Consider the following 14,289-nt stretch of genomic DNA (forward strand, 5'->3'; position numbering starts at 1 on the left):
CCGCGAGCAGCCCGACGGCCCCGGCGCGCGGCGCGCGGCGCTGGCCCGGCGGGGGAGGACGGGCGGCGGGACCGCGAGCGGATTCGAGGAGGTGTCACTCGCGGTTCCCTCGCTTCGCGTCGCCACCGCGAGGGGCTACGACCCGGACATCGACGTGATCATCGACTTCATCCGTGCACAGCGTGGATCCGGCACTCAGTAGAGGGTGGCATAGGTGAATTCATTATCGTCCGTCGCAGTAATCGGAGGAAGCGGCTTCATCGGGTCACATCTGTGTGAACTGCTGTTGGACATGGAGTGCCGGGTGTACTGCGTGGACAACTTCGCCACCAGTGGGCCCCGTAACGTGGCACATCTCGCGGACCGTCCCGGGTTCGCGCTCATCGAACACGACATCAACGAACCTCTCGACCTGACCGGCGGAGTCGGAGCGGTGGTGCATCTCGCCTCGCTGCCCAGCCCGGTCGACTATCTGGCACGCCCGGTGGAGACCCTTCGTGTCGGTTCCGTTGGAACTCTCAACACTTTGGACTTCGCCCGGGCGAAAGGCGCCCGATATGTGTACGCGTCGAGCAGCGAGGTCTACGGCGACCCGTCCGTGCACCCGCAGACCGAGTCCTACCACGGGAATGTGAACCCCATGGGGCCGCGCTCCTCCTACGACGAGGGCAAACGGTTCGGAGAGGCGGCCTGCGAGGCGTACCGGACCGTTTACGACGTCGACACCACGGTTCTGCGCATCTTCAACACCTACGGCCGCCGCATGCGGGCGGAGGACGGCCGGCTCGTGCCCACCTTCATCCGTCAGGCACTGGCCGGCCGGCCCATCACCGTGCACGGCACCGGGCGGCAGACGCGCTCCCTGTGCCATGTGGACGACACCGCGCAAGCCCTGGTCAAAGCCGCTCTGACCGGGCACCCGGGGCCGATGAACATCGGGAATCCCGACGAGCTGACGGTCGTCGCCATCGCCGAGCTCATCCGGGAGCTGTGCGACTCGCCGTCGCCGATCCACCATGTCGGCGCCCGCGACGAGGACCCCACCAGGCGGCGCCCCGACATCGCCCTGGCCCGCCGGGCACTCGACTGGGAACCGCGCGTGAGCCTGAGAACCGGATTGACCGACACGATCGCCTGGTTCGCGAGCCATTCGTCACTGGCCGCCGCGAACCCCTGACGTTCCATCGCCAGATGCGGGCATGGCTCGCCATGCCCGCATCACTCCCCCCACGTCATTCATCCAGGAGAGCCTGCGACCGAATCCGGTCACGGGGGTCGGGTTGCGCATCTGCGCCTTCCCCGGACGCGCCCATTCCCGCGCAGCCTGAAGGATAATTTCCTACCGATACGTTGAACTGGGAAAACGACGGCCCGGCCCTGCCTCACAAAGGGTTTCTCAACCACAGAGCCGGGTCGCCGCCTCCCATGCGCCCCTGCCGACGGGTGAAGAGTCCGCCGCGTGAATCGAGGGGCTTGCACGCCGACCAGAATACCAGCCGACACGATCGGCCACTTGTGTTACGTTCGGCCTTACGTAACTCAACAAAATAGGACCGATCCCGGTCTTCGAGTTGCGCCTGTCAATCGGGTGCAGCGAGGAGGACCGGGATTGAAGACCCCGGACCTCCTCGTGAGCACCCCTCACAAAGGAGGGGGTCCCTTTGAGGAACCTCGAAAACCGCGAACGCCCTCGCGCGCTCGCGCTCATCCTCACCATCTGCGGCTTCGTGCCGCGGCGGGTGAGGCTCGCCCGCGAGTGGCTGACCAACGAGGTGACCGGACCCGCCAAGAGGCGGCGCCCGGCCATCGCGTGGACGGTCGCCGTGGTGGCGATGGTCGTCGGGACGGGCAACAACGTCCTGCTCCTGAAGTCGGGAGCGACGGGCATGCCCGCCTTCGTGACCGCCTTCCTGACCGACGTCGCGGCGTGCACCGCCCTCTGGCTCGTCGTCCGTCCCAAGTGGCGGCAGGTCGACCGGCGGGTCAAGCGCTCGGCGCTCATCTTCGGATGCACCTCACCGGTCAGCATCTGGAGCGGGCAGGAGGCACTGCACCACATGCCCTACGCGATGGTCGCGGTGCTGGCCCTCATGGTGGGGCCGATGATCGCGGCCCTGGTGTCGGGGCGCAAGAACTGGCAGATAGTCGGGTGGGTGCTCGTCTCGGGCACCGGCGCCACGCTCCTGTACGGCATGGCGGCCTGGCAACTCTCGCCCATCGGGATCCTGAGCGTCGTCCTCAACGGGATGATGTACTGGGCCATGGCGCGGATCTTCACCGGTCTGGGCCGCCTGGAGGAGGAGTTCGCCAACGAGGCCAAGCTGGCGGTCGCCGCCGCCAAGGAGGCCCAACTGGCGGCCACCACTCCCCAGGAGGCCGAGCTGGCGGCCATCGCCCTCAAGGAGGCCGAGCTGGCGGCCGGCACCCGCAAGGAGGCCGTGCTGACGGCCAGTGCCCTGAAGGGCCTGGTCTCGGTTCCGGCGCTGTTCCTGCTCTTCCTGTGGGCCGGCGGCCCGACGGAAGTCAGCCAGCACAGCGTGTGGGCCACGGTCGGCGCCCTGGGCGTCGGCACGCTGGCCACGATCAGCGCGCTGTGTTCGAGCGCCGCCTGGAAGCGGGGCCTGACCATCTCCGCACACGCCCAGCTGCAGCCGGCGAAGCCGCTGCTGGGCCTCTTCTGGGGGACTCTGGTCGCAGGCCAGAAGCCCCCGAAGTTCACGCAGGACACGATCGCCGGGTACCTCCTGGTCTGCCTGGGAGCACTGGCGGTCGGCCTCATCTTCGTCGAGGAGAAGACGAAGGAGCAGCTCAGGAAGGCCCGCGCCCAGAGGGCGCGGGCCGAGAAGGAGCTCGACACCGCCTGACGGCGTAAGCCGCCCGGCATGCACTAACGGTCGCGGTGCCCTAACACCGTGACCGTCTCAGTCGAACGGCGGGGGGCTCTCGCCTCCCGCCGTTCTTCTTCGCTCGCCGTTGATCCTAACGCCTGGTGCATCGTTCCAAAGCCGTGCCCGACGGGAGTATCGCGTGTCGCGGCGCGGTCTCCGGCGGCGCTTCGCGTCATGAGTGAACCTAGAGGTAATGAACCCTGCTGACGAGAACGGCGAGAAGGGGGACGGCGACCGGGACGGAGGCCGGTCGCGGTTGGCGCCGATGCTGGCGGCGCCGATGTTCCGCTCGCTGCGCAACCGCAACTTCCGCCTGTTCACGGCAGGGTCGCTGGTGTCCAACACCGGCACCTGGATGCAGCGGGTGGCCCAGGACTGGCTGATCCTCGAACTGAGCCACAACGACGGGACCGCGCTGGGCATCACCACCGGCCTGCAGTTCCTGCCGATGCTGCTGTTCGGGCTGTGGGGCGGCGTGATCGCCGACCGCTACTCCAAGCGCCGGGTCCTGGTGCTCGCCCAGGTGGCGATGGGCCTGCTCGCGCTGGTCCTCGGACTGCTGGCCGTCACCGGAAGCGCCCGGCTGTGGCACGTGTACCTGCTGGCCCTCGGGCTGGGGGTCGCCACCGTCGTGGAGAACCCCGCCCGGCAGACCTTCGTGGTGGAGATCGTCGGCAGGACCGACCTGCCCAACGCCATCGCTCTGGGCGGCGCCTGCTTCAACATCGCCCGGGTCCTCGGCCCCGCGGTGGCGGGCCTGCTCATCGCGGCGATCGGCACCGGCCCCGTCTTCCTGGTCAACGCGGCGTCCTACGTCGCCGTGCTGGCCTCCCTGGCGGCGATGCGGGCCGGCGAGCTGAGCTCGGCCGAACCGGTCCCCCGGGGCAAGGGGCAGCTGCGGGAGGGCCTCGCGTACGTGCGGGCCCGGCGGGAACTGGTCATGGTCCTGCTGCTGCTGGGGCTCGTGGCCACGTTCGGGATGAACTTCGCGGTCACCATCCCGCTGCTCGCCAAGGAGGTCTTCCACGCCGGGGCGACCTCATTCGGGCTGGCCTCCACCATGCTGGCCGCCGGCTCCCTGGCCGGGGCGCTGGTGGCGGCCCGGCGGGTGCGCCCGACCCGCCGGCTGCTGCTCGGCGCGGCGGCGCTGTTCGGGGTGCTGGAGATGGCGGTGTCGCTGATGCCGTGGTACTGGCTGTTCCTGGCGCTGCTGGTCCCCACCGGCGCCGCGGTGCTGACGTTCACCACCACCGCCAACTCCACCATGCAGCTCGACGTCGCCCCGGCCATGCGCGGCCGGGTGATGGCGCTGTACACGCTGGTCTTCCTCGGCACCAACCCGCTCGGCGCGCCCCTCATCGGCCGGCTGTCCGAGCTGGTCGGCCCGCGCCTGGCGATGACGCTCGGCGGCGCGGTCTCCGCCCTCGCCCCCCTGCTGGTGGCGGCGGTGATGCTGCCCGGCCCCGTCCCCGGCGCCGCCGCGCCGGACCCGGCCGGCCCGCTCCCGCAGCCCGGCCGCGGCAGGTTCCGCCGTTAGCGGGCCCCCGGACTAGTTCGCGACATCATGTTGCTATCTTGTCGACATGATGTCGATAAGTGTGCGGGCGTGGGGCTGATGTTCCTCGCGCTTCGCGAGCTGCGGTTCGCCAAGGTCCGGTTCGGATTGATGGGCGCCGTCGTGGGCTTGATCGCGGTTCTCATGGTCATGCTGTCCGGGCTGTCGGTGGGGCTGGTCAGGGACGGGGTGTCGGGGCTGCAGAACCTGCCGGTCACCTCCTTCGCGTTCGAGCGCGACGTCCAGCACGACTCCGCCTTCTCCCGGAGCGTGGTGGACATGTCCGCCGTGGACGCCTGGCGGAGCCGTCCGGGCGTGCAGCAGGCGGCCCCCTACGGGAACACGCTCGTCAACACCAAGAGCGACCGGGGCGTGGACGTCGACCTCGCGCTGTTCGGAGTGGCGCCGGACTCGTTCCTGTCGCCCGACGTCGGCGCGGGCTCGCGGCTGAAGGACGCGGACGGCGTCGTCGTCAGCGCCACGGCCCTGGACGCCGGCCTTCGCATCGGCGACACGATCACGGTCGCCCGGCTCGGGACGCGGCTCCGCGTCGTCGGCGCCACCCCGCGGCAGGACACCTTCGGGCATGTCGACGTCGGCTACGTGCCGCTGCGGACCTGGCAGCTGATCAAGGCGGGCGCGGCCCCGGGCGACCCGGTGCCCGCGCACGCCACGCGGGAGATCACCGCCGTGGCGGTGCGCGCGAAGCCCGGAGCGTCGGTCGACCTCGCCGCGGGGGACGCCGCCGCCGGGACCGAGAGCCTCACGCTGGAGGACTCCTACGGCGCCTCGCCCGGCTACTCGGCCGAGACCTCCACCCTCCAGCTCATCCAGGTGTTCCTGTACGCCATCTCCGCCCTGGTCGTCGGAGCGTTCTTCGCCGTCTGGGCGATCCAGCGCAAGCACGAGGTCGCCGTTCTGCGCGCCATGGGCGCGTCGAGAGGCTGGCTGCTGCGCGACGCGCTCACCCAGGCGTTCCTCCTGCTCGTCGCCGCCGTCGCGATCGGCGCCGGGATCGGCGTCGGCCTCGGCTCGCTCATCACCGGCGGCGGAATGCCGTTCGCCCTCAGCGCCCCGAGCGTCACGGCGGCCGCCGCGGGGCTCGTCCTCCTCGGGCTCGCCGGAGCCGGCGCCGCCGTCGCCCGGATCGCGTCCATCGACCCCGCCACCGCGCTCGGAGGCAACCGATGACAGAGAAGACCACGCCGACCGCAGGGCCGCGCGAAGACGGCGCGGACGACCGCCTGGGGCTGGTCATGGAGGGCGTCGGCCTCAGGCACGGCGACGGCTCCGAGACCGTCCAGGCCCTCGACGACGTCGATCTCTCGGTGCGCCCCGGCGAGCTGGCCGCCATCGTCGGCCCGTCCGGCGCCGGCAAGTCGAGCCTGCTCGCGGTCGCGGGCGGACTCGCCCGCCCGGACCAGGGCACGGTCACGGTCGCGGGGCTCGACATCACCGCCGCCGGCGCGAGGGCCAGGGCGAGACTGCGGCGCGAGCACGTCGGGTTCGTCTTCCAGTCGGGCAACCTGGTCCCGGCGCTCACCGCCGTCGACCAGCTCCGGCTGCCGCTGCGGTTCCGTCCGCGCCGCGCCCGCTCCGGCCGCGATCCTCTCGCGCTGCTGGAGGACGTGGGCATGGCGGACAGGGCCGACCGGCACCCCCACCAGCTCTCCGGTGGGGAGCGGCAGCGGGTCGGCATCGCCCGGGCGCTGGTGACCGAGCCGAGCGTGCTGCTCGTGGACGAGCCCACCGCCGCCCTGGACCGGGCGCGCAGCCACGAGATCGTCCGCCTGCTCGCCCGCGAGGCGCGGCAATGCGGCGTGGCGGCCATCATGGTGACCCACGACCACGATGTCCTCGAACACTGTGACACCGTGTACGAGATGATCGACGGACGCCTGGCCGCGCTCGCCTGACGCCCCGGCCGGGCCGCCCGCCGAGGACGACCGGACCGGAGGGGCCCCGTGCCGAAGATCCAGGCGCCGACCGTGGCGGAGCACCGGGCCGCGCAGCGGGCGGCCCTGCTCGACGCCGCCCGCACCCTGCTGTCCGAGGACCCCGAGCGGGCCCCCGGCCTCGCGGACGTCGCCCGCCGGGCCGGGCTCGCCCGCTCCAGCGTGTACGCCTACTTCAAGTCCCGCGACGACCTGCTCGACGCCCTCATCGTCGACACCTTCCCGCGCTGGTCGGCCTACGTCGAGGCGCGGATGGCGAAGGCGAGGACGCCCGGCGACCGGATCCTGGCCTACGTCTACGCCAACCTCCGCCTCGTCGCCCGCGGAGACCACGCGCTGGCCCGCGCCCTCGCGGCCACCGGCCGCACCGACACCCTGGCCGGCTCCAGCCGGCTGCTCCACGACGAACTCCAGACGCCGCTCCGCGCGGCCCTGGCCGACCACGGCGCCTCCGACCCCGACCGGACGGCCGAACTCGTCCAGTCGATCGTCTACGCCCTGACGCGGATGATCGAGGACGGCCTCGCCGAACGCGCGGCCCGCCGCCTCGCCCACGAACTCCTCGCTCCCTACCTGTCCCCCGCGACGCCGTAAGCGGGACTCGCTGCCCCGGCGCGGTGCAGCGGGCAGGGCATCTCCTGGGTAAGGATCTCCCATGAGCAAGGACAAGCTGTCGCGGCGCGTGTACGAGCCGGAACTGGCCCGCCTCCAGTCGGAACTGGTGAATCTCCAGGAGTGGGTGCGCAGCGAGGGCGCCCGCGTCGTGGTGGTGTTCGAGGGACGGGACGCGGCCGGCAAGGGCAGCACGATCAAGCGGGTCACCGAGTACCTCAATCCCCGCGTCGCCCGGATCGCCGCGCTGCCCGTCCCGACCGACCGCGAGCGCACCCAGTGGTACTTCCAGCGCTACGTCGAGCATCTGCCGGCCGCCGGGGAGATCGTCCTGTTCGACCGGTCCTGGTACAACCGGGCGGGCGTCGAGCGCGTCATGGGCTTCTGCACCAAGCAGGAGTACACGCGCTTCCTCCACCAGTGCCCCATCTTCGAGCGGCTGCTGGTCGAGGACGGGCTCTTCCTGCGCAAGTACTGGTTCTCCGTGAGCGACGCCGAGCAGGAGCGCCGTTTCCGCAGCCGCCTGAACGACCCGGCGCGCCGGTGGAAGCTGTCGCCGATGGACCTGGAGTCCATCACCCGCTGGGAGGACTACTCCCGCGCCAAGGACGAGATGTTCGTGCACACCGACATCCCCGAGGCGCCCTGGTACGTCGTGGAGAGCGACGACAAGCGGCGCGCCCGGATCAACATGATCGCCCACCTGCTGTCGACGATCCCCTACCGCACGGTGGAGCCGCCGCGGCTGGCGCTCCCCGAACGGCCGCCCTCCAGGGGATACGAACGGCCGCCACGCGACATGCAGACCTACGTCCCCGACCACTCCGCGTCCCTGAAATGAGAACGACGGGCGCGGCCCGGCCACCTTCCCTGAGCGTCCGCCGATGCGGTTAGCATCACCGCATGCCGCTGACCGTCGCCGGCCGTTTCACCGCGTACGGGCCCTCGCACTGGGCGGCGCTCGGGCTGTTCGCGGTCGGTTGCGCCGGCCTGGTGCTCGTGGGCCGCGCGCAGCGGGCGGAGGCGGCGCCGGGCGCGGAATTCGGCGGTCAGGCACGGGGGTTCGGCCGGGCGTATGCGCTGGCGATCGTGTACGTGATGGTCGGCACGCAGGTCCACAGCCTCCTTCCCGGGCAGTGGCGGATCGGCGGATCGCTTCCTCTCCAGCTGTGCGACGTGGCCTGGCCGGCCGCGGTCGGCGCGTTGTGGACGCTCGGCCGCCGGTGGTTCGCGCTGACCTACTACTGGGGCCTCACGCTGTCGGTGCAGGGCCTGCTCACGCCGGCGCTGAACGGCGCGGACTATCCCGGCATCGACTACCTGGGCTTCTTCGGGATGCACCTGATGATCGTGTGGTCCGCGGTGTACCTGACCTGGGGGCTCGGGATGCGGCCGGACTGGGGCGCCTACAGGTTCGCGGTCGCCGTCACCGTGGCGTGGGCCGTCGCCACGTTCCTCTTCAATCTGGGCGCGGGGACGAACTACGGGTATCTCAACGACAAGCCCGGCACCGGTTCGGTCCTGGACGTGATGGGCCCGTGGCCCTGGTATGTGCTGGTCGAGGCGGCAGTCATCCTGCTCGGCTGGGCGTTGATCACCTGGCCCTGGACCCGGGCGGGCCGCCCGCCCGAGGCGGCCCGTCACCGGCTGTAGGCCAGGAACGGCGAGCGGGCCAGTTCGACGCAGTCGTGGAGGCCGATGTCGCCGCCGGGCTCCTGCTTTCACGACCTTGCGCGGGTGGTTCCCCTGGTGGCCGATCGCGTCGGTGCCGCGGCGTCCGATGCGGCTACTTCCTGGCGGGGGCGGATCCTGGCCGCTTGACGATCTGGTCGCCCTCGCTCACCGAGTTCCAGAGGGAGCCGTCGACGCGGATCTTCTTGCTCTTGCCGTCGCTGAACGTGACCTTGAGGTAGTGGTAGAGGTTCGACCCGTCCGGCATGTTGCGGGACTTGCCGTCGACGACGCCTTCCCACTCTTCGTCCTCGTGGACCCGTCGTGATCTGAACATTCGGTTCACCCGCCCTTCGTGATGGCTCTCTCACTTCCTGTGATCAGGCTAGGGCGCGGTGGATCCGGGGGCCTCGGTCGCGCGAGGGGTCTTGCGGATGCGACTTCAGGGTGAGGGGCGGGGCCGGACGATACCGAGGTCGTAGGCCATCACGACGGCGTGCACGCGGTCGCGGGCGCCGAGCTTGCGCAGGACGGACGAGACGTGGGTCTTCACCGTCGCCTCGGCGAGGGACAGATGACCGGCGATCTCGGCGTTGGAGGCGGCCCGGGCGACCAGCGTGAGCACCTCCACCTCGCGGTCCGTCAGCTCGGCCAGCCGTGCGGGCCGGACGGGTTCGGCCGGCTGGACGGCCACGAACCGGTCGAGGAGCCGGCGCGTGACGGTCGGGGCCAGCAGCGCCTCGCCCCGGGCGACCACCCTGACGGCGTCGGCCAGTTCCGGTGGGCGCACGTCCTTGAGCAGGAAGCCGCTCGCCCCCGCCCGCAGCGCGGCGTAGAGCGGCTCGTCCAGGTCGAACGTGGTCAGGATGATGACCTTGGGAGGGTCGGCGGCGGCGGTGATCCGCCGGGTGGCGTCGATGCCGTCGGCGCCGGGCATCCGCACGTCCATCAGGACGACGTCGGGGCGCAGCCGGGCGGCCTCCCGGACGGCCTGGTCGCCGTCGCCGGCCTCGCCGACGACCTCCAGGTCCTCCCGGGCGTCGATGATCATGCAGAATCCGGCCCGGACCAGGTCCTGGTCGTCGGCGACGAGCACCTTGATCGTCATGGCGGCTCCCTCGGGGCGGCCGGGCGCGGCCCCGGACCCCCGGCCGGGTCGGGTCCCGCCGCCGGCGGCCCGCCCATCATCGCAGCGAGACACACCGGCGACGTCCCGCGGCCGGGAGCCTCGCCGCGGTCAGCGGGTGACCGTCTCCCAGAACCCGCAGCCGTGCTCCGCCCTGGCGTCGACGGTGCGGATCGCGCCGGGCGCGAGGCTCAGCGGCGCGGCGCCGGGCCGCCAGCGCGGCGCGCCCCGGTGGTTCGGGTCGCCCGAGCGGGCGAAGGCGCTCCAGTAGCCGACCATGGTCCGGGCCAGTCCCTTGCGCTCACGGTTCACCAGCAGGTCTCTGCCGCCCAGGTCGAAGAGGTAGGGCAGGTTGGTGGCGTGGGCGGCGCCCTGCGGGACGTCCGGGACGTGCAGGCCGTTGACGTTGGGCGCGTTCTCGTCGGCGAACTCGTAGGAGTAGACCGTCGTGCGCGCGGCGAGGTCCCGGGCGCCGGCCAGTGCCGAGCAGGCCCAGGACGCGTCGGTCAGGACCGCCGCCCAGGCCAGCCCGGCGGACGGGTAGCGCGACAGCGGGTACCGGGCGGCGGCCCTGCCCGCGGCGGGCCCGAACGCCTCCTCCAGCAACCGGGGATAGGTCTCGGACGTGATCAGCTTCGGGTCGTAGTTGATCGCGCCCGCGACGAAGGAGCGGGCCTCGTCGCGGGTGCCACCGATGATCACCGGGACGCGGGTGAACGCGCCCGCGCGCAGCGCCGCCGCCGGATCCCGCGGCAGCAGTTCGGTGCCGTAGGCGAGGTGGTCGGCGAAGGACGGCGAGTGCGGGAGGAGTTCGGCGGTGGTCTTGCCCCGCAGGCACGCCAGCGCGTCCGTGCCCGCGCATTCCAGCTCCCGGGCGGCGGCCAGGCCGTCCTCCCGGCCCTGGGCGACGGGGATGTAGGGCCGGTCGGCGGGCGCTCCGGGGAACAGGCCGCCGGCGGGCCAGCGCAGCCCGCACGAACCCGACGAGATGATCGCCTTGTCGAAGTGCCCCTTGGCCGCGGGCGAGGTGAGCAGCGCGCAGGCCGACATCGCCCCCGCCGACTGGCCGAAGACGGTGATGTCGTGCGGGTCGCCGCCGAACGCCGAGGCGTTGCGCCGCGCCCACCGCAGCGCCGCGAGCTGGTCGGCGAACCCGAAGTCGCCCGACCCTCTCAGCCCGGACAGCCCCAGGTAGCCGAATATGCCGAGCCGGTAGTTCACCGTGATGACGACGGCCTTGCCCTCGGTCGCCAGCCGGACGGCGTCGTAGTCCTTTCCGCTCCCCTGGGTGAAGCCGCCGCCGTGCCACCACACCATCACGGGCAAGGCACCGTGGCGAACGCGCGGAGTGGTGACGTTGACGTAAAGGCAGTCCTCGCTGGACGGGTTCTCGGGCCCCGGCGAGCCCTGCGCGCAGTCCTTCCCCGGCCGTCCAGCGTCCCTTACGCCGCTCCACGGACTCGGCTCGCGCGGCAGCGTCCAGCGCCGGGCTCCGGTGGGCGGTTCTGCGTAGGGGATGCCGAGGAACTGCCGGGATTCCCCCTTCGCGATGCCCCGCACGCTTCCGGAATCCACGCGCACGGTCAGTGGCGCTTGCGCTGGCTCGTGCGCCGAACGGCACGCCATCAGCGCCCCGGTGGCCGAGACCGCCGCGAGCGCGGTGGCCAGGCTTCTGGCGGCAGGGGACACGCTTCTGAGACCCGCCACGACGACGACCGCCCATCTGATCACGTCCGCCGTCCGGCGGCACCCGTTCGAGAGCAAGGACGGGATGACCCGCCGATTCGACGCTAGGGAACCCGGCGCCCCGTGGCCTCAGCCCGGCGTCCCGTCTTCGACCCGCGACTCCAGACGGAGCAGCGGGCCCATGCCCGTCCCGGGATGTAGGCGGCGCGCCTCAGGGTCGGTCCGGCGGGGGCGTCAGATCCAGCCCTGCTGCCAGGCTTGGTGGGCGGCGGCGTGGCGGGTGGGGGCCCGGAGCTTGGTCATGGCGGTGGAGAGGTAGTTGCGGACGGTGCCGGGGGCCAGGTGGACCTGGGCGGCGATCTCGTTGACCGAGGCTCCGGTGCGGGCGGCGCGCAGGACCTCCAGTTCGCGGTCGGTGAGGGGGCACTCGTCCTCGGTGAGGGCGGCCGCGGCGATGTCGGCGTCGACGTAGCGGCGGCCGGCGGCGACGTCGCGGATGATCTCGGCGAGCCTGGACGCGGAGGTCGTCTTCGGGACGAAGCCGCGGACGCCGGCGGCCAGGGCGCGGCGCAGGACGGCCGGACGGGCGTGCCGGGTCACCAGGACGATCCGGGTCGGCAGTTCGGCCGTGATCTCCTCGGCGGCGCGCAGGCCGTCGGCGGGCGGCATCTCCAGGTCCAGCACCGCGACGTCCGGGCCGTGCTCGCGGGCCAGCCGGACCGCGTCGGTGGAGGTGGACGCCTCGGCGACCACCTCCAGGTCGTCCTCGAGCGCGAGCAGGGAGGCCAGGGCGCTGCGGAGGAGGTCCTCGTCGTCGGCGATCAGGAGTCGGATCATCGGTCGCCGCCGTTCCCGGCGGGCAGCGACGCCGTGAGTTCGAACCGGTCGGCGTCGCGGGTCCAGGTCAGGTCGCCGCCCGCGGTCCTCAGCCGGGCGGCGAGGGCGGTCAGGCCGGTGCCGGGGTCGGCGCCGGGGTCGGACGCGCCGTCGTTGCCCACCCGGAGGCGGGCGACGCCGCCGGTGACGCGGTAGTCGACGGACGCGTGGCGCGCCCGGCTGTGGCGGAGGAGGTTGGTGGTCGCCTCCCTCATCACCAGGCCCAGGAGGTGGCGGGCGGTGTCGCCGACGGCGGCGGGCTCCGCGGTGGTGCGGGCGTCGATGCCCGCGGAGGCGAGGATCCGGGTGGCGTTGGCGATCTCGTCGTCGAGGCTGGTGCGGCGGTAGCCGAGGACCACGGCGCGGGTGTCGCCGAGCGCGTCGGCGGCCAGCCGCCGGACGTCGCGCATCTCGGCGGCGGCGCGTGGCGGGTCGGTCTCGGCGAGCCGGGCGGCCAGTTCGCTCTTCAGGGCGATGACCTGCAGGTGGTGGCCCTGGATGTCGTGCAGGTCGGCGGCGAACCGGAGGCGCTCGTCCTTCACGGCGAGTTCGGCCGACAGGCGGCGCGCCTCGTCCAGCCGGCCCGCGATGTCCCAGGCCCACAGGGGGCCGAGCACGGCCCAGACGACGAAGGCGGTGACCCCCGGCGGGAACAGCGCGGCGTACGGCAGGTCGCCGTCCCCGCTCAGGAGGCTGACGGCGCCGCCGGGCAGCGCCGCGGCGAGGACCGCGGCGGCGATCAGCCGGAGCCGGCGGCGGCGGTCCAGGTAGGTCGCGGCGACCGCCGTCATGATCGCGGGGGCGATCGGCCACAGCCCGTAGTCGCGCACGGCCAGGGGGCAGATGGCGAGCACGAGCGCGGCCAGCGCTCCGGCGGCCGGCCAGCGCGCGGGCGGGCGGGGCCGCGCACCGGCCGACAGCCGCGCGTTCAGCAGGGCCACCACCGCCGCGACCTCGACCGCCAGCGCGGCGGCGCTGAGGACGCGCGGCTGGATCGGCACGTCGCCGTCCAGGATCCATTCGCCGGTGAGGAGGATCAGGACGCCCACGTTGGTGCCCGGCACCGCCCACCAGGTGTAGCGGCGGAACCCCGCCAGCCCTGCCTCGTCGGCCCCTGTGCGCACGCCGCCATTGTTCCAGCGGAAGGCGTCCAGGGCGGGTGTCATTTGTCCGGTATCCGCATGACAGATGTCATCCGCGCACGTGGTGGTCCGCCACTACCCGGGACCGTCGCGCCGCCGGAGGGTGGGGACGTCGCCCACCCGAGGAGGAGCACCGTGCAAGCACAGGAAGCCACACGCCACGGCCGGGGTCACGCGCTGATGCGGCGCTGGCCCACGGCGGTGGCCCTCGCCGCCGCGGCGCTCATCTGGGGCGGCGGCCTCGGTGACCTGGACGAGGCGGTGTCCGGGTTCGGCGAGCTGCTGCTCCTGCTGGCCCTGGAGTACCTGATCCTCGCCCGGATCGGCCGGCGCGGGGCGTCCTGGCCCGTCGTCGGGTCCATGGTCGTGGCCATGGTCGCGATCGGCATGCTGGACGTGGTCCCGCTGTCCGCCGTCATCGCGGCCGCCGCGCTGGTCCTGCTCGTCTGGGGGGCCGTCGCCGAGGCGCCGGACGGGCGGGCCGTCTTCGGAGCGCAGGCGGCGGGGATGGTCGGGTTCGGCGCCCTCGCGTTCGCGAGCCTCGCGGTCGACCCCGACCTCGGCCGCTACCTGGTGGCGGCCGGCTGGTTCCTGCACGGGGTGTGGGACGCCGTCCACCTCAAGCTCGACAAGGTCGTCTCCCGCTCCTACGCCGAAGCGTGCGGCGTGATCGACGTGGTGGTCGCCGCCATGCTCGTCTTCCTGCTGTGACCCCGGCCGGGAACATCGCGGCGATTCCCGCGGAACGGAGAATCGCCGCGATGCAGGGGCCGATGTG

At 72.5% G+C, this 14,289-nt stretch carries 15 protein-coding genes; 10 read left to right on the forward strand and 5 right to left on the reverse strand.

Annotation, left to right across the window (positions count from 1 at the left end):
- From AB0K37_RS14700 to AB0K37_RS14740, 9 genes are all read left to right on the forward strand, one after another.
- The coding region (locus tag AB0K37_RS14700; protein WP_363980162.1) for a hypothetical protein at positions 1–202 on the forward strand (202 nt) is incomplete at its 5' end.
- Between the two features lie 12 nt (positions 203–214).
- Positions 215–1,177 carry an NAD-dependent epimerase/dehydratase family protein gene (locus AB0K37_RS14705; protein WP_363980165.1) on the forward strand — a complete coding sequence of 321 codons (963 nt, stop codon included), beginning with the start codon at positions 215–217 and terminating at the stop codon, positions 1,175–1,177.
- 484 nt (positions 1,178–1,661) lie between these two features.
- Positions 1,662–2,864 (forward strand): hypothetical protein, encoded by a 1,203-nt coding sequence (locus AB0K37_RS14710; protein ID WP_363980168.1) that lies wholly within the window; start codon positions 1,662–1,664, stop codon positions 2,862–2,864.
- 217 nt (positions 2,865–3,081) lie between these two features.
- Positions 3,082–4,425, forward strand: a complete 1,344-nt coding sequence (locus tag AB0K37_RS14715; protein WP_363980171.1) for an MFS transporter — start codon at positions 3,082–3,084, stop codon at positions 4,423–4,425.
- Positions 4,426–4,503: 78 nt separating this feature from the next.
- Positions 4,504–5,634: an FtsX-like permease family protein gene (locus AB0K37_RS14720; RefSeq protein ID WP_363980275.1), complete on the forward strand. Its 1,131-nt coding sequence runs from the start codon at positions 4,504–4,506 to the stop codon at positions 5,632–5,634.
- The gene (locus AB0K37_RS14725; RefSeq protein ID WP_363980174.1) at positions 5,631–6,359 is read left to right on the forward strand and encodes an ABC transporter ATP-binding protein; all 729 of its coding nucleotides are present in this window, start codon (positions 5,631–5,633) and stop codon (positions 6,357–6,359) included. The genes AB0K37_RS14720 and AB0K37_RS14725 overlap by 4 nt, the downstream gene beginning before the upstream one ends.
- Before the next feature lie 48 nt (positions 6,360–6,407).
- The gene (locus AB0K37_RS14730; RefSeq protein WP_363980177.1) at positions 6,408–6,992 is read left to right on the forward strand and encodes a helix-turn-helix domain-containing protein; all 585 of its coding nucleotides are present in this window, start codon (positions 6,408–6,410) and stop codon (positions 6,990–6,992) included.
- A gap of 61 nt (positions 6,993–7,053) precedes the next feature.
- Positions 7,054–7,851 (forward strand): polyphosphate kinase 2, encoded by a 798-nt coding sequence (gene ppk2 / locus AB0K37_RS14735; RefSeq protein WP_363980180.1) that lies wholly within the window; start codon positions 7,054–7,056, stop codon positions 7,849–7,851.
- A 62-nt stretch (positions 7,852–7,913) separates the two neighbouring features.
- Complete coding sequence (locus AB0K37_RS14740) at positions 7,914–8,663, forward strand: TIGR02206 family membrane protein (RefSeq protein WP_363980183.1); 750 nt, start codon at positions 7,914–7,916, stop codon at positions 8,661–8,663.
- 133 nt (positions 8,664–8,796) lie between these two features.
- Here the strand turns inward: AB0K37_RS14740 and AB0K37_RS14745 are convergent, their stop codons facing one another.
- The 5 genes from AB0K37_RS14745 to AB0K37_RS14765 form a co-directional block, all read right to left on the reverse strand.
- A complete protein-coding gene (locus AB0K37_RS14745) occupies positions 8,797–9,018 on the reverse strand; it encodes a hypothetical protein (RefSeq protein ID WP_363980186.1) in 222 nt (73 codons plus the stop codon).
- Positions 9,019–9,123: 105 nt separating this feature from the next.
- On the reverse strand, positions 9,124–9,789 hold the full coding sequence (locus AB0K37_RS14750; protein ID WP_363980189.1) for a response regulator transcription factor: 666 nt from the start codon (positions 9,787–9,789) through the stop codon (positions 9,124–9,126).
- Positions 9,790–9,918: 129 nt separating this feature from the next.
- A complete protein-coding gene (locus tag AB0K37_RS14755) occupies positions 9,919–11,433 on the reverse strand; it encodes a carboxylesterase family protein (RefSeq protein WP_363980278.1) in 1,515 nt (504 codons plus the stop codon).
- Between the two features lie 294 nt (positions 11,434–11,727).
- Positions 11,728–12,330, reverse strand: a complete 603-nt coding sequence (locus tag AB0K37_RS14760) for a response regulator transcription factor (RefSeq protein ID WP_363980192.1) — start codon at positions 12,328–12,330, stop codon at positions 11,728–11,730.
- Positions 12,327–13,535, reverse strand: a complete 1,209-nt coding sequence (locus AB0K37_RS14765) for a histidine kinase (RefSeq protein ID WP_363980194.1) — start codon at positions 13,533–13,535, stop codon at positions 12,327–12,329. The genes AB0K37_RS14760 and AB0K37_RS14765 overlap by 4 nt, the downstream gene beginning before the upstream one ends.
- Positions 13,536–13,646: 111 nt before the next feature.
- Here AB0K37_RS14765 and AB0K37_RS14770 point away from each other — a divergent pair, with 111 nt between their 5' ends.
- The gene (locus AB0K37_RS14770) at positions 13,647–14,222 is read left to right on the forward strand and encodes a hypothetical protein (RefSeq protein ID WP_363980197.1); all 576 of its coding nucleotides are present in this window, start codon (positions 13,647–13,649) and stop codon (positions 14,220–14,222) included.
- The last annotated feature ends 67 nt before the right edge of the window (positions 14,223–14,289 follow it).

It is taken from the genome of Actinomadura sp. NPDC049753 (assembly GCF_040674655.1).
Taxonomy (GTDB): Bacteria; Actinomycetota; Actinomycetes; order Streptosporangiales; family Streptosporangiaceae; genus Spirillospora; species Spirillospora verrucosospora.

Excerpts from the sequence above, each read along its gene's own strand:
- AB0K37_RS14765 (WP_363980194.1), bottom strand. The coding sequence starts at position 13,535 with ATGACACCCGCCCTGGACGCCTTCCGCTGGAACAATGGCGGCGTGCGC.
- AB0K37_RS14715 (WP_363980171.1), top strand. The coding sequence starts at position 3,082 with ATGAACCCTGCTGACGAGAACGGCGAGAAGGGGGACGGCGACCGGGAC.
- AB0K37_RS14740 (WP_363980183.1), top strand. The coding sequence starts at position 7,914 with ATGCCGCTGACCGTCGCCGGCCGTTTCACCGCGTACGGGCCCTCGCAC.
- AB0K37_RS14760 (WP_363980192.1), bottom strand. The coding sequence starts at position 12,330 with ATGATCCGACTCCTGATCGCCGACGACGAGGACCTCCTCCGCAGCGCC.
- AB0K37_RS14755 (WP_363980278.1), bottom strand. The coding sequence starts at position 11,433 with ATGGCGTGCCGTTCGGCGCACGAGCCAGCGCAAGCGCCACTGACCGTG.
- AB0K37_RS14725 (WP_363980174.1), top strand. The coding sequence starts at position 5,631 with ATGACAGAGAAGACCACGCCGACCGCAGGGCCGCGCGAAGACGGCGCG.
- AB0K37_RS14745 (WP_363980186.1), bottom strand. The coding sequence starts at position 9,018 with ATGTTCAGATCACGACGGGTCCACGAGGACGAAGAGTGGGAAGGCGTC.
- ppk2 (WP_363980180.1), top strand. The coding sequence starts at position 7,054 with ATGAGCAAGGACAAGCTGTCGCGGCGCGTGTACGAGCCGGAACTGGCC.
- AB0K37_RS14750 (WP_363980189.1), bottom strand. The coding sequence starts at position 9,789 with ATGACGATCAAGGTGCTCGTCGCCGACGACCAGGACCTGGTCCGGGCC.
- AB0K37_RS14720 (WP_363980275.1), top strand. The coding sequence starts at position 4,504 with ATGTTCCTCGCGCTTCGCGAGCTGCGGTTCGCCAAGGTCCGGTTCGGA.